At 59.6% G+C, this 12,364-nt stretch carries 21 protein-coding genes; 3 read left to right on the top strand and 18 right to left on the bottom strand.

Annotated elements, in window-relative coordinates:
* Window positions 1–102: 102 nt before the first annotated feature.
* From ACOAP0_RS19900 to ACOAP0_RS19825, 16 genes are all read right to left on the bottom strand, one after another.
* On the bottom strand, window positions 103–507 hold the full coding sequence (locus tag ACOAP0_RS19900; protein ID WP_498374565.1) for a replication initiation protein: 405 nt from the start codon (window positions 505–507) through the stop codon (window positions 103–105).
* A gap of 251 nt (window positions 508–758) precedes the next feature.
* A complete protein-coding gene (gene parC / locus ACOAP0_RS19895; RefSeq protein ID WP_498374566.1) occupies window positions 759–1,067 on the bottom strand; it encodes a ParC family partition-associated protein in 309 nt (102 codons plus the stop codon).
* Between the two features lie 143 nt (window positions 1,068–1,210).
* Window positions 1,211–1,519 carry a hypothetical protein gene (locus ACOAP0_RS19890; RefSeq protein WP_498374567.1) on the bottom strand — a complete coding sequence of 103 codons (309 nt, stop codon included), beginning with the start codon at window positions 1,517–1,519 and terminating at the stop codon, window positions 1,211–1,213.
* Entirely contained in the window at window positions 1,516–2,142 is a 627-nt protein-coding gene (locus ACOAP0_RS19885) for a nucleotide-binding protein (protein ID WP_498374568.1), read from the bottom strand. Before ACOAP0_RS19885 ends, ACOAP0_RS19890 begins: the two co-directional genes overlap by 4 nt.
* A gap of 227 nt (window positions 2,143–2,369) precedes the next feature.
* Window positions 2,370–2,669 carry a hypothetical protein gene (locus ACOAP0_RS19880; RefSeq protein ID WP_498374569.1) on the bottom strand — a complete coding sequence of 100 codons (300 nt, stop codon included), beginning with the start codon at window positions 2,667–2,669 and terminating at the stop codon, window positions 2,370–2,372.
* Entirely contained in the window at window positions 2,666–3,067 is a 402-nt protein-coding gene (locus ACOAP0_RS19875) for a type II toxin-antitoxin system MqsA family antitoxin (RefSeq protein ID WP_498374570.1), read from the bottom strand. Before ACOAP0_RS19875 ends, ACOAP0_RS19880 begins: the two co-directional genes overlap by 4 nt.
* 2 nt (window positions 3,068–3,069) lie before the next feature.
* Window positions 3,070–3,372 carry a type II toxin-antitoxin system MqsR family toxin gene (locus ACOAP0_RS19870; protein ID WP_498374571.1) on the bottom strand — a complete coding sequence of 101 codons (303 nt, stop codon included), beginning with the start codon at window positions 3,370–3,372 and terminating at the stop codon, window positions 3,070–3,072.
* Window positions 3,373–3,498: 126 nt separating this feature from the next.
* Entirely contained in the window at window positions 3,499–4,047 is a 549-nt protein-coding gene (locus ACOAP0_RS19865; RefSeq protein ID WP_498374572.1) for a hypothetical protein, read from the bottom strand.
* Window positions 4,044–4,643, bottom strand: coding sequence for a hypothetical protein (locus ACOAP0_RS19860; protein ID WP_498374573.1), 600 nt, complete (start codon window positions 4,641–4,643; stop codon window positions 4,044–4,046). The genes ACOAP0_RS19865 and ACOAP0_RS19860 overlap by 4 nt, the downstream gene beginning before the upstream one ends.
* Before the next feature lie 4 nt (window positions 4,644–4,647).
* The gene (locus ACOAP0_RS19855; protein ID WP_498374574.1) at window positions 4,648–5,031 is read right to left on the bottom strand and encodes a TrfB-related DNA-binding protein; all 384 of its coding nucleotides are present in this window, start codon (window positions 5,029–5,031) and stop codon (window positions 4,648–4,650) included.
* A gap of 40 nt (window positions 5,032–5,071) precedes the next feature.
* Complete coding sequence (locus ACOAP0_RS19850) at window positions 5,072–5,548, bottom strand: hypothetical protein (RefSeq protein ID WP_498374575.1); 477 nt, start codon at window positions 5,546–5,548, stop codon at window positions 5,072–5,074.
* 14 nt (window positions 5,549–5,562) lie between these two features.
* The gene (locus tag ACOAP0_RS19845) at window positions 5,563–5,865 is read right to left on the bottom strand and encodes a hypothetical protein (RefSeq protein ID WP_498374576.1); all 303 of its coding nucleotides are present in this window, start codon (window positions 5,863–5,865) and stop codon (window positions 5,563–5,565) included.
* A gap of 25 nt (window positions 5,866–5,890) precedes the next feature.
* Window positions 5,891–6,190, bottom strand: coding sequence for a hypothetical protein (locus ACOAP0_RS19840; protein ID WP_498374577.1), 300 nt, complete (start codon window positions 6,188–6,190; stop codon window positions 5,891–5,893).
* Between the two features lie 44 nt (window positions 6,191–6,234).
* Entirely contained in the window at window positions 6,235–7,563 is a 1,329-nt protein-coding gene (locus ACOAP0_RS19835) for a ParB/RepB/Spo0J family partition protein (protein ID WP_498374578.1), read from the bottom strand.
* 12 nt (window positions 7,564–7,575) lie between these two features.
* Window positions 7,576–8,358, bottom strand: coding sequence for a ParA family protein (locus ACOAP0_RS19830; RefSeq protein ID WP_498374579.1), 783 nt, complete (start codon window positions 8,356–8,358; stop codon window positions 7,576–7,578).
* Between the two features lie 24 nt (window positions 8,359–8,382).
* The gene (locus ACOAP0_RS19825) at window positions 8,383–8,808 is read right to left on the bottom strand and encodes a hypothetical protein (protein ID WP_498374580.1); all 426 of its coding nucleotides are present in this window, start codon (window positions 8,806–8,808) and stop codon (window positions 8,383–8,385) included.
* 574 nt (window positions 8,809–9,382) lie between these two features.
* On the opposite strand from ACOAP0_RS19825, the gene ACOAP0_RS19820 reads away from it, so the two are divergent.
* The 3 genes from ACOAP0_RS19820 to ACOAP0_RS19810 all read left to right on the top strand — a co-directional run bounded on the left by ACOAP0_RS19820 (window position 9,383) and on the right by ACOAP0_RS19810 (window position 11,541).
* Window positions 9,383–10,108 carry a M48 family metallopeptidase gene (locus tag ACOAP0_RS19820; protein ID WP_498374581.1) on the top strand — a complete coding sequence of 242 codons (726 nt, stop codon included), beginning with the start codon at window positions 9,383–9,385 and terminating at the stop codon, window positions 10,106–10,108.
* A gap of 70 nt (window positions 10,109–10,178) precedes the next feature.
* On the top strand, window positions 10,179–10,796 hold the full coding sequence (locus tag ACOAP0_RS19815; protein WP_498374583.1) for a hypothetical protein: 618 nt from the start codon (window positions 10,179–10,181) through the stop codon (window positions 10,794–10,796).
* The gene (locus ACOAP0_RS19810) at window positions 10,780–11,541 is read left to right on the top strand and encodes a class I SAM-dependent methyltransferase (protein ID WP_498374584.1); all 762 of its coding nucleotides are present in this window, start codon (window positions 10,780–10,782) and stop codon (window positions 11,539–11,541) included. Before ACOAP0_RS19815 ends, ACOAP0_RS19810 begins: the two co-directional genes overlap by 17 nt.
* A 4-nt stretch (window positions 11,542–11,545) precedes the next feature.
* Here the strand turns inward: ACOAP0_RS19810 and ACOAP0_RS19805 are convergent, their stop codons facing one another.
* Window positions 11,546–11,995, bottom strand: a complete 450-nt coding sequence (locus ACOAP0_RS19805; RefSeq protein ID WP_498374585.1) for a hypothetical protein — start codon at window positions 11,993–11,995, stop codon at window positions 11,546–11,548.
* Window positions 11,996–12,131: 136 nt separating this feature from the next.
* Window positions 12,132–12,311: a hypothetical protein gene (locus ACOAP0_RS19800; RefSeq protein WP_498391541.1), complete on the bottom strand. Its 180-nt coding sequence runs from the start codon at window positions 12,309–12,311 to the stop codon at window positions 12,132–12,134.
* Between the last annotated feature and the right edge of the window lie 53 nt (window positions 12,312–12,364).

The raw sequence follows: 12,364 nt of genomic DNA, 5'->3' as shown, positions 1-12,364 counted from the left end.
AAGTGGGAGGCCACCATACCCGTTTACAAAGCGAACAGGAAAGTCAATGAAATCAACGGTCTACCCAGACCACCCCCGCGCCAGTGCTAGCTTTGCGTACCGTCACTTATTGCACTGAAAACGAGGAGACCCCTTCATGTAGGCGATGGGCTTGCTGCGGGCGGCCTCGGTCGTGCAGACCGGGGGAATCGCGTAGTAAAGGTGGCTGTGGCCGCTTTGGCGGTTGCGGACGATCAGGTTGGGGGCAGGAAGGCCAGCGTCCTCCCAAATCATTGCCTTGGTGTGGTCGAGGTCGAATATCAGCCAGCTCACGAAGCCGGGCCGATTGACCTGCATGTAGGGGTAGCGAATGGCGTATTCGCGCGGCCGGACTCTGGTAGCCGTCTTGTCGTCAGAGCAACGCGGCAGATAGGGCGCTTCCGTGAGCACGCGATTGAGCGCGGTGCCCGCCTGGAAAAAGCGATCTGCGGTCTGGTTGTCTTGTTTTTGTGCCGTTGTACCTGCCATAACCCTTCATCACACGTCCCATAGGGGCGTGCGCACGCTTGCGCGCAGGGCTTAAGACACGTACAATCAAAGCATCGTTAGTCGCTTCGTTGCGTCTTTACAGAGTTCACCCGCCAAAGCGAACGCTGTATGTGTGTGTCTGGGCACCCTGCCCGGTTTATCTGTCAAGGCCCGCTCGCCAAAGCGGGCTTTGTCGTTTCTGACTCTCCAGTTTTCTGCTGTCTGGTCAGCTTTCTCCTTCGCCATTACGGTCACTCAGCTTCCATCGACGCCGGTGCTTGCTTGTAGCCACGCACCATCGTCTTGGGCACCCAGTGCTCCGTGTTCACATCAAACTTCATGATCCCGTAGCCCTGCAAAACACTTGCAGCGCCATCGAGACTCTGGAAGTACCGCAGGCCGCCACGGGCAGCACCCAGCACTCGCTCGTTCATTCCGGCTCGCACCACGATCAGAAGTCCCTTGTCACCGGGCTCCACTCGGGCGGCCGAAACCGACCCAGCGGCGATGAGTTCCTTCAAAACCTTCGGCGCGACCACAGTAGCAGTTGTCGTAAGCATCGTTTATACCCTATTCCGCGCCCATTCGCAACAATATCAGAATTCGTTGCGCTTGTCGCTGCATGATGTTGGTGTCTTCACACGTATATACCATAGTCTATACTGGAAGTCGTTATATATATAGATAGGTATATATATACCTATCAACCCTTCAGGAAGGCTTCCAGCGCCTCGACCACGATGTCCTTCTCGGTCACACGGCCACCCTTTTCGCGTGAGCGAAACAGCGCCTCATCGCGCAGGCGGTCAGCCAAATCCTCGGGGAAGTTGAAGATTTTTTGCACGCGGCCACGGCTGCGGCGGGGCGCTTCTTCTGCCTCGGGGTTGGTTGCGGCCGGCGCTGGGGTCGTCAGCGGCTTTTCTGCCTTGTCGGCCTCACCACCTTCGAGGAAAGCGGTAGGGTCTTTGGGCGGCTTGAACTGAGCTGTGTTCGGCTTTCCCTTCATGCTCATGCCATCACCTCCTGGAAGAATGCTTCCATTTCAGCGATAGCGGCTTGGTCGCGGCCCAGCTCCTGCACGCTTGCGCCTTCGCCGATTGCACGACGAAAAGCCACTCGCTCACAAACTTTTGTAGGCAGCACCGTCAGCTTCTGTTCGGCCAAGAATTCCAGCATCTCTGCCGCATCCTTGGTGCGCGGATCAACACGAGTCAACAGCACGCGCACATCCAGCTCAGGGTTGTAGTCGCGGGCCAGTTCCACGACTTCAAGCAAGTCAGTCATGGCGGCCGCATCCAGGTTGCTCGCGCCAATCGGAATCACGGCACGCTGGGCCAGCAGCAGCGCCGAGCGTAGACCGACCGAATCGCGGCCGCCCGCATCTACCACGACATGCTCAAAGCCGGTGGCCAACTGCTTGCCTTCGGCCAGGATCGCTTTGCCAGCCAGGCAGGTCGTGGTGGGTGAGGGATCGTATTGCGTCTCTCGACGCCAGGCGGCCCAACTCGCGGCCGAGGCCTGCGGGTCGCCGTCGATCAAGAGTGTCTTGCCCAAGCGGGCCAGCATCACCGCTAAATGCACTGCGGTCGTCGTCTTGCCGACGCCGCCTTTTGTGTTCACACACGCGAAGATCATTGCGAGACTCCTATATGTATATATACCAGTGGACGCCCAAGCCGGACGGGTCTGCCGGATTGCTACCGGAGACGCCATAGGTATGTATATATATACCTAATGGGCAAATGATACCACAGTGCAGCCGATGTATATAGGTATATATATACCGATGCCGTAGCGGATGTTTGCTGGGGCTTGCGGACGTTGGGGCTGTCGCTTTGGCTTTGCTACTGGCCAGAAGCCGGTCAACGTGGTAGACTTGTCTTATCGCACTCCGTTTTGGTTTTTGGCTCGCGGCCTTTGGTCAAGATGGGTTGTTGATGGTCTTTGAATCGCCCGGCCTGCTCGCCGGGCGTTTCTCTTTGTGGGTCGGCATCAAGCGCCGGCTGCACGGTTTTCCCTTGGGCCAGCGCCATTTGACGTTGTGCCGCCTCCGAGTCTCCCGGCTCTCCATCGCGCTGAAGCTGGGCTATGTACTCAGCAGCAAAGGTCGGGTCTTCCTGGAACAGCTCGGCCATTGCCTCGTCGTGGCTTCGGTCTTTCATGCGGTTCGCACTTCATGGAGTAGATCGGGGTGGCGATCCAGCAGCTTGAACAGCTTGACCAGCGACAAAGGTGGCTTGGTCTTTCCGTTCTCGTAGCGCGAGAATGCGTTGACGCCACCGCCGAACAGCTCGGCGGCCTGGCGCTGGTCGAGGTCGAGCTTCTTGCGCACCTTGGCGATGTAGCTGGGATCGACATAGGCGGCGTTCACCTGGCGCTGGAACAGTCCGATCAACTCGCTGTAGCGGTCGCCGTGTTCGCGGTTCAAGACCACCTCACCGCAGGCAGGGCAAAAGTCCCCCGTTACCCCTGGGATCGTGGTCGATTCGCCCTTGTAGATGTAGGGCATGTCGCGCGTGTCGTGAATCAGTTCCGCCGCGCCGCAGCATGGGCATTTCATGGTCACAGCTCCTTGAATGAAACGATCAACACGTCTTCAATGACGGTCAGCTTCAGATACACCTCATCACCGCTTGCTGTCTTGGCGTGATACACGTCCTGCCAGACACGATGATCCGCATGGGTCGTCATGCTCTTATAGAAGTTCTCGCTAGTCAGAGCCATAACGATGGCGCACATTCCAGCCAGGTCGTTGATTCCAAGCTCACGCGCGCCCACGTAGGCGCTGCCAGTGGCATTGACCTTCCCAGCCTCTACCAAGGCCTTGACGACAGGCAACTTGCAATGTGGTGTGCCTTTTTCCATCCCGTTATTTTAACCTAATCGGTGAATTTGTCAAATAGGTGAATGGAGCCTGGAAGCCTCGAACGCAAAAAGAGCGCAGGGGCAGTAGACCCGTGCGCTCGTGCATGTGATTGGAGGGCTGGCAGCCTACACATCGCGGCTTAGAAACCTGCTTTTCTCTGCCTTGGGCCGCCAGCCTCCGCTCATCGCGGCGATGGCGTCCTGTTCTGCCCACATCCATTCCCTAACCGCGTCGTCATCCAAGTAGCCCAGCTTGGCTGTGATCTGCTGGAGCTTCCGGTAGGCCTCGCGGTCAAGGGGTTCGTGCCTGGCCAGATCGTGATCGAGCTGCTGGCCCCAAGTGCGTGGGATGTCCTCGCGGCGGACGAAGTAGATGAACACCACGGCCGCCACGAATGCCGGCAGAACGTCGATGGCCATCCGCGCGTATTTCCACGGCAGATCGTGGTAGTCGAGCCCGAGCTGGCCAGCTCCCCATGAGAGCCCCAACAGGCACAGCACCGACGCACCGCACATCGCCATCGCGCGCCCAAAGCGCGGGCCGATGGTTTGCATCCGCCGCATGGCCAGCGTCTTCTCGATGCGGCGCAGGTTCTTCGCCGCTGCTTTCCAGTCTGCGGGATCGCCAGGCGTGCCGGGCGGGCCACCCTGGATGACGCGAAGTTGCTGGGTCATGTCGAGCCCTCCAGCATGAGCGACATGCCGCTTCCCGGCTTGCTGAGCACCAGGGCGTTGTAGTCCTGAGAGACTTCCAAGGGCTTCAGGTTGTACTTACGCATCGTCTGGAAGCTCCTTTGCATAAAGTCGGACATAGCCCCCGATCCGAGAAGGCTCCAGGCCTCGTCCACCATGACGAACTTGGTGCGAACGAAGCGCGTGACCGCCCTTGTCAGTCGCTTCCCGTAGCGTTCCTCAAGGGCCTTCAGCGGCCAGCCCATTACCGTGATACCACCGGCTGTCAGAACGTCTAGGCCAGGGCCTGCGTGAATTTCGCGGGCAAGCACTGCTGCGCGCTGGCCACGGATGCCGGCGCGATAGAGGCGCTTCTTGAGCGCACCGATGCTCAGCGTCTCATGAGGTGTCTTGCGCGTCGTGGGCTTTGTCGGTCGCGGGTTGGCCAGCTCGTGATGCGCGTAGAAGGCATCAGGGTGAGATTGCCGCGTCGGAGCGGTATCGTTGCTCCAAGCCTCGTGGTCGTAGTCCGGTTCAAAAGTGATGCGGTAGCGTGGTTGGTTCCTCGCTCTGTGTTTCGCTGACTTGCGGATATTCATCTGCCTATCCTTTCAAAAGTTTGGCGGCTTTGCGCACCGCGTTCTTGGTCTTCTCCAGCGCCTCGGCTTTCTTGTCCTCATCCGTGCAAGCCTTCAGGGCATCCAACAGGCTGGCCACTTCGAGCGCCAGGTTCTCCGGCATTTCCAAGGTCACACTCACCACGGCGTTCCCCGTGGCGGCGGCTTGTGCCATGTAGTTCCGCTTGAAGTCGCCCATCAGGCTGTTCACGCGCTGCTTGCTGACACCGTACTCGGTGGCAACGTCAGCCTGAGTGCGACCGTCAACCAGTACGGCACGCAGGATCGACCAGGTTTGGTCGTGGAAGCGCGTCTTGGCCATCCAGGGCAAGCCATCGAATTCGTCCGGGGACAGGCGCTTGAGTTTCATAGTTGTTTTCCTGGGCGAGCGAACTTTCGCGCGCGAAAGTTCAGTTGAAGGTCTTGTAGTTGCTCTGCTGGAGCAATCGCAGTATTTCAGCGGCCGTGCGCGAGCCGTTCTGCATGGCGTAAGCCAGCAGCACCTCGGCACGCTCACCACTCGAAGTCGTCTTCGGGGTGGCCATGCTGCCAGGCACGCGGGTAGCGGCGATCACGGCAGTGGCCAGCAGGCGGCCTGCTTGATCTGCCCATTGCGGCAGGGAGTTGCCAGCCTGGAGCCCACAGGAAGCGACGTTCGCGGAAAAAATCTCGCCTTGAGCGTTGGCCGTCACGAAGTCGGCGCGGGCAATCGTGCCGTTTAGTTGCTGCTCCTGCTTGGCCAGAAAGTCAGCCTTGCAGAATGGGTGTGGGTTGCCGGCGCTGGACTGCACCTGGAGCGCATTACGGGCTTGGTCGTCGGTCACTTCAGCGCTGGCCAGGCTGGCAAAGCAAGCCAGGAATGCAGCGGCGATCAGTTGGGTTTTCATCTTGTGTCCTTTCTTCAGTTGCGATGTTTGTACTTGTCCAGGGCCGCCTCGTACTTGTCCACCTCGATAGGTGGCATGTAGCTGCCGTTGTAGACCACAGCCACCATCAAGTCGATGCTGCGGCGATTGCAGTGCAATGAGTCGTCCTTGTTGTCGGCCTTCGGTGCATAGGCGGAACTGTTGACGCACTGCTCATAAAGCGCCGTTCGCACCTGTTCTTTGGTCGGCGTGCTGCTCACGGCATTGCCGATCACGGCACCGGTCAAGCCTGCGGCGATCACCGCCAGGCCAATCAGGGATTTGGTTTTCGTATCCATCGTCTTCACTCTTTAAGTTGATTCATTACGCATTGATGCCACCGGCCGCTCGATACATGCGGCTCACCAGCTTGCCGTTGATGTGTTTGAACACCACCACACCGGCACCATCCTCCAGCTCGTACACCCGCATTGCCGTGGCCGGTTCTTGCCGCACGATCTGAACGATGCGAGGGGAAGGCGCTGGGGCAGGATGACCAACACCTGCCGACGCCATCATCAGCACGCCTGCCGTGCCGGCGAGCACACTCCCAAGCACGGCAGGCGCAGCGAATGCGGCAGCAACCAAAACCAAGAATCCGACCATTGTTTGAAAAGTCTTCATGATTCGTGTCCTATGTTGTGCAACGGCCTTGCGGCCGCTGCTGCTCAGAATCGCCAGCCTTCCGGCATCGAGGGAATCTCGATGCGCGGGCCGTTGTCGTCCTCGGGGTCAGCCTCGGGAGCCAGCGGATGCTGCTCGCGCCACATCAGCAGCGGCGTCTTCGTTTTGAATTCGTCCTGGAGCTTCTTCAGGTAGGCCAGGGCCTTGTTCTCGCCTAGGGCCACCATCATGGGCAGCACCATCGACAGAAAGCCGCTCCACTGCACCCACTCGGTCTGGTTCATGTCGAAGTCCAGCTCGGCCATCTTGGTCTTCATGCTGTTGAAGTGCGCCAGGTTGGTTTCACCCCACTCGAACACGTCCTTACGCAAAGTAGTCAGCGCCTTCTCCGTCTGTTGGCGTTCGGCGGCCGCAACTTCTTCCGGGCTCGGGGTCAGTGTCGGCAGGTAGGTCTGGCCAGGCTTGACGGCTTGCACGCCCTTGCTTGTCGATGCCTCTTGCTGCTCGCCCACGGCATCCGATTGATCGCCACCACCCTGGGCTTTCGCCTTTTTCTCGGCCTTCTTGTCAGCCTTGTCCTGCTTGGCTTGCTCCTGCTGAGCTTGCTGCACTTCCTCGCGGCGCTTCTGGAATTCGGCCTGCTCTCGCTTGAATTGCTTGACGGCAGACACCTTGTTGCGGGCCTCGTCGCGCGACAGCGGCAAGCCATCATGAAGTCGGCGCAGCATGTGGCTGAATTCTTCCTCGCTCTCGACATGAAGCTGGTTGAGGCTGTGCAGTACCTCGAAGTCTTCGCACAACCCATCTTTCAGGAGGCCCAGGACAGGCTCAGCGTAGCGAGTCACAGCCATGCGCTTGCTGATCCAGCCCTCGCTCTGCTTCTCCTTGCCTGGGTTCTTCTTGTCCGTCTTGTTCCAGATGCGGCTGGCTTCCTCGATGCCGTACCGTTCCACGTCCTCGATCACGCCCATCGCCTGGTCGTAAGCCGACAGGTCTTCGCGGTCGTTGTTCTCCGACACCTGCATCCGGCGAATTTCCAGCTCGGACATGCCGCGCTTGATAACCACCGGAGCCTTGCTCAGACCGGCCAAGGGTGCTGCGCGGAAACGGCGCTCACCTACGATGATCCGATAGCGGCCGTCAGCTTCCTCATGGACAACCAGCGGCTCAATGATGCCGTTCAGCTTGAAGCTCTCGGCCAAGTCTTCCAGGTTGCCGAACTTGGTACGAACCTGCTTGACGCTGTAGATACGGCTCAGGTCGATTTCAGCATCCGGCGCTTGCGTGGCCACGGGCTTTTGCACGGCGATCTGCGCCACTGCGGACAGTTTGCCCAGGTTCAGGCCTAGCTTTTTGGGTGCGGTTGCATTCATGTTCTTGTCCTTTTAGATCGTGGCCTTGTCGAAAATCTGGCTGCACACAGCCTTCATTTCTTTCGCGGCGAGAATTTGGCTTTCACCGCTTTGGACGCGCCACACAGGGCGATCCTTGGCGTATTGCGTTGCGGCCCGGTCGTACAGCACGCCATCAAACACCACGTCGCCCAGCTCATCGCGCAGTTGATCCAGGGCGTTGCGGTCGAAGGCTCGCCGGGTGTTGACTCGGTTGGCCAGCAGGCCCAGCGTCACCAGGTTGCTATTCCATTCGAGCTGCTGCACGCGGGCGATGTCCTCAAACAGATCACCCAGGCCGTCGATGGCGTCTTGATCCATCGTGCAGGGGCACACCACGAAGTCAGCGGCGATCAGCGCGGCATAGAGTGGCTGCCCCAGGGTCGGCGCAGTGTCGATCACGCACAGGTCGAAGTTGCCAGCCAGTTTGGCCAGCGCCGCGCGCGGGGCGTGCATGTCTTCCAGCGGCCGCGTGGCCACGTCCACCAACTCACGGTCAGCGGCAACCAGGGCAGCGCCTTTGCCGCACGGCATGGCTTGCTGCTCAATGTTGTCGCCCTCAAAAAGCGAGCTGGCCATCAGGAAGGCCTCGCCTTCTCCGGTATCGCCCAGGTTGCGCTCACGGAAGGCGCGCAGGGTCTTGCTGAAGTTCTTTTGCGGATCGAGGTCAACGCACAACACACGGTGGCCTTGCTCAATGCCGTAGAAGGCCAGATTGCGTGCCAGCGTCGTTTTGCCAACACCACCCTTTTGGTTCGCAATAGCAATGGTTTTCATTGGGATTGTTCCTTGGATGTTGATTCAGGCCAGGGTCAGAGCCGGGGCGGCGACGGGCTGGAAGACCGAATGCAGGTTGAGCATGATGGTCAGCCAGTTGACGGCAAACAGGTTCATCGGAAGACGGCGCGGGTTGGCGCGGTTGTCCTCGGAATAGACCACCTCGTAGCGCCACTCGTCCTGCACTGCCAGCAGCTCGGCTTGCTGGTTCACCACATCGACGCGAAACACCATCCAGGGCGCAGGCTGTTCCTCACCCTTCACTACCTGGTCATGAGCCATTTCCAGCTCGATCACGCCGTCCTGCACGCTCGATACGCTGCAATAGATGGACATATCCCCGGCGATGCGCGGAGGCGCAAAAAAGGTGCTGCCCAGGGTCACGTTGGCCAGGTCAGGCACCAAGTCGCTCAGGCGTTGGTACAGGCGGTGAAAGAGGTTCGGGTTCATGGTCATAGCTCCAAAATTAAGGTTGATGAGGTCTTGCGGGTGGACTTTCGCGCGCGAAAGTCTTTGCCTTGTCCTACGGTCTGCTCACCGCTTTTGGGGGACAGGATCAGCGCCCCACTGAACTGCTGATGTGTGTAATTCTACGCCATAAAGGGGGTGACGGTCAACCCTTTTACAATGTTTTTTGCACTTGGGACGTAAATTTTTTTGCACCTCAATGGCCACGCGGTTTGCCAGCGTAGAGCGCTGTCAAGGGAGCCACCGGAAGCCGCACGCGGAGCGCAGCCGCAGGCGAGCACCGAACGGGTGAGGATGGCAGCGCAGCGGCCCTTGATAGGGATCGAAGCGACAGACGCTCACCGTCTGAGGTGCAGGGGGTTCAGGCCAAAGGCCGCGCCCTGCACCTCTGACGACAGAGGGCGACTCGCTCCCCTCGCTGGGCGAGGGGCGGGGGGGAGTGGGATAGCTCGCGCTGAAGCTATGTATTTCTACCAATCAGGTTTCTCAGCGGTCGATATAAATGCAACAGCTATATCTACAGAGTGAAATGAACGTGCATTAAGGGATAACCGCGATGATTCCTACTACCTGGTTTCGCAGACTTGTTTTCTTCCTGTTCGTCATGGAAGTGGGGGGTGGCGTCCTTTGGGCGACTGCGAAGCTGGCCCCGGATCAAAGCCATACCAATCTGCTACAGACCATTGGAAGCCTGGTCTTTCTATTTGGCTTCTATGCTGGGATGCCCCTGCTTGCTCGCTACCTAGCTCCGCAGCCATGCACGGATGCCGTCAGGCAAGCCAGACTGGCCAGGCTGTTACAGCGGTACGGCAGCTCGTGCCCCGTCTTTCTGTATGACCATTCAGATAAGGAAGCCAACACCGTGGGCTTATGGCCATCGCAGTCCCGCATCTACATCACCACAGGTCTTTTTGACCGCATGAGCGATGACGGGTTGATCGGGGTCATTGGCCATGAGAACACCCATGCGCGGGAGCGCCACATCCTGGTTGCCTTCGTCTATGCCTGCATTTTTGCGCTCGGCTCCAACGCCTCGGCCAGCCGCGCTGTCTTCATGGCTGGATTCCTGCTTTTCCTCGGATTGAGGCGCTACATGGAATACCGTGCGGATGCGGGCGGTGCGCGGCTTGCTGGTCTGGCCTCGATGAGCACCAGCTTGCGTGAGTTGGCGATCCTCTACCCCAGCGCGGCGTGGCATCGCTGGCTCACCATCATCATGGCCTACCCAACCTTGCCCATGCGATTGCGTGCCCTAGAGACAAAACGCCCCGCACTGATTTGACGGCATCTTGCCGCCTTTGTGACGGCCAGTGCATCATGTCGGTTATTTGCATGACTAGGAGAACACGTCGATGAAGGTAATCCAGCGGGCAGCAGTTGCTGCGCTACTCTTGGCCACCGTAGCCGCGACGGCTGCGCCCTTGACCCAGCAAACCACGCAGCTCACCGAGTTCGTGCGCGACACCTGGAAGGTGCCGGAATTTCAACTTGGCAGCTCCGTGGTGTTGTCTACCGTTGCGCTGCGCGTGTCCACCTATTCATCGCCCTTCTTTATCCATAGGTCGCAGATGGACGCTCTCGGTAAGAAAGCTGGTGAGCTGGAGCAGCTTTGCACTGGCCAGACTGGGAGCTGGCAGTACGTTGGTTTGCCACTCACCGAGAAAGGCGAGCCGCCTCAGTACGGCCTCTCTGATGTCGAGGTCTTCCGCCAGATTGTTGTGGCCATGCTGCGGCAACCTGAGCCGCTTGTCGGTGATGCCCTGGAATACGCCCTCAAGAACAAATGGCTGGGCCGCTATGAGTGCTCAATCGGTGGGGCAGTCGCTTGGCGGGCCGCCATCAGTTTTGATCGTGCCCAGGCTCGCACTACCGGCCCAACCACCACATACCGCGACGTGACGCTGAAAATCGGACTGACCGATGGCGGGCAGACTGACCAACAGAAAGCCGTCAATGCCACCCAGCGCTGAGAGTTCATCCAGAAACTGGTTCGCTCAAGGCGGCAGCGCCTATGCGAAGTTCCGTCCTTCCTACCCCGCTGAGTTGGCCACCTTTTTGGCCTCAGTGGCGCCGGATAACGGCCTGGCGCTAGACGTGGGCTGCGGCACCGGCCAGCTCACGGCGCAGCTCGCCTGCCATTTCAGCCAGGTTATCGGCCTCGATCCGAGTGCCGATCAGCTTGCCAATGCGATCCGCCATCCGCACGTCCGCTATGAGTGCGCGCCGGCGGAAAAAATCCCCCTCGACGCCGGCAGCGTGAGTCTGGTGACAGCGGCTCAGGCCGCCCACTGGTTCGATCTGCCTGCGTTCTATGGTGAAGTGCGTCGGGTCGCTGCACCTGGTGCGGTGGTTGCGCTGGCCACCTACGGCGTGCTGGAGCTGGAGCCGGAAGTGGCCCATGTGTTCCAGCGCTTTTACCGCGATGTCATCGGCCCGTTCTGGCCTCCTGAACGCGCTTTGGTGGACAGCGGATACGCCACAATCGAATTCCCTTTTCAAGAGCTTCCAGCGGCTCGCATGGCCATCAGGCAGACCTGGAATCTCACAGAGCTGCTGGGCTACGTCTCCACCTGGTCAGCGGTGCGTGCGGCCGTTGTTGCCGGTCAGCAGGATTTGCTGGCCAGCTTCGCGGATGACATCGGCGGGGTGTGGGGGGATGCAGGGGCTCGCCGGTCGGTGTCGTGGCCCATCGCGTTGCGGATCGGCCGGGTATAGCTGGTCAGGAGCTGGCGGCATCGCGTTGTAGCAGCTCTTTTAAGGACAAGTACCAGGGGCCGGCCAGCGTATCGTCTAGCTCGGCCAGCACAGCGGCCGCCTGCATCAAGGCGAAGCCGAAGCGGCCGGATTCAAGCAGCAGCTTCGGCTTCATCACGATGCCTTCCTTTCCGTGACTGGCCAGCAGCGTGGCCAGCTCGTCGGCCGTAAGGTGCGTTTCCTCGCCACGGCGGTTGATGGAGTCAGCGAGCAAGGGGAGGTAGAACGGCAAGATCACTTCCAGCTCGCGCCAGATGCGCGCGGCCGTCTTGCCATCCGCCAGGATCGTCTTCAGCGTGCCTGCGTCTGCCGCTTCGCACAAGGCCTGGCCAATCTCCCCAAGGTCGCGGACAAATTGCCCGTCATCTAAGCGAGCAGCTTGCGCGCGAACATCCCGAATTAGCCAGTCAGGCACCCCTGTCGATTCCGCAAATTCCATACTTCACCCCCATACGTATTCATCTGAAATAACGACGGAGATTGCAAGAACTTAAATTTTTAAGCGCGTGCTTAATGCTCGCAAAAAGCGAACACAGACCGAGTGCAGCGGATCAGAGGGGGAGGGCGGTTGTATTTCGCGCGGCGACCAGGGTGGCCAGCTCGGTGTGGAAGCGCTCGGCGGCCAGCTCGGCGGGCCAGGGCTCCCAGGGCGCGCAGGCGTAGATCGAGGCCAACGGATCGACGGACAGGATTGGATGCGTGATACCCAGCTCGTGTCGAATCTCTGGCAAGGGGTCTCCTCGTTTTCAGTGCAATAAGTGACGGTACGCAAAGCTAGCACTGG

It is taken from the genome of Curvibacter sp. Hmag1.1, assembly GCF_059769165.1.
Note: the sequence above shows the minus strand (reverse complement) of the source record. Positions and strands in the feature narration are given on the sequence as shown.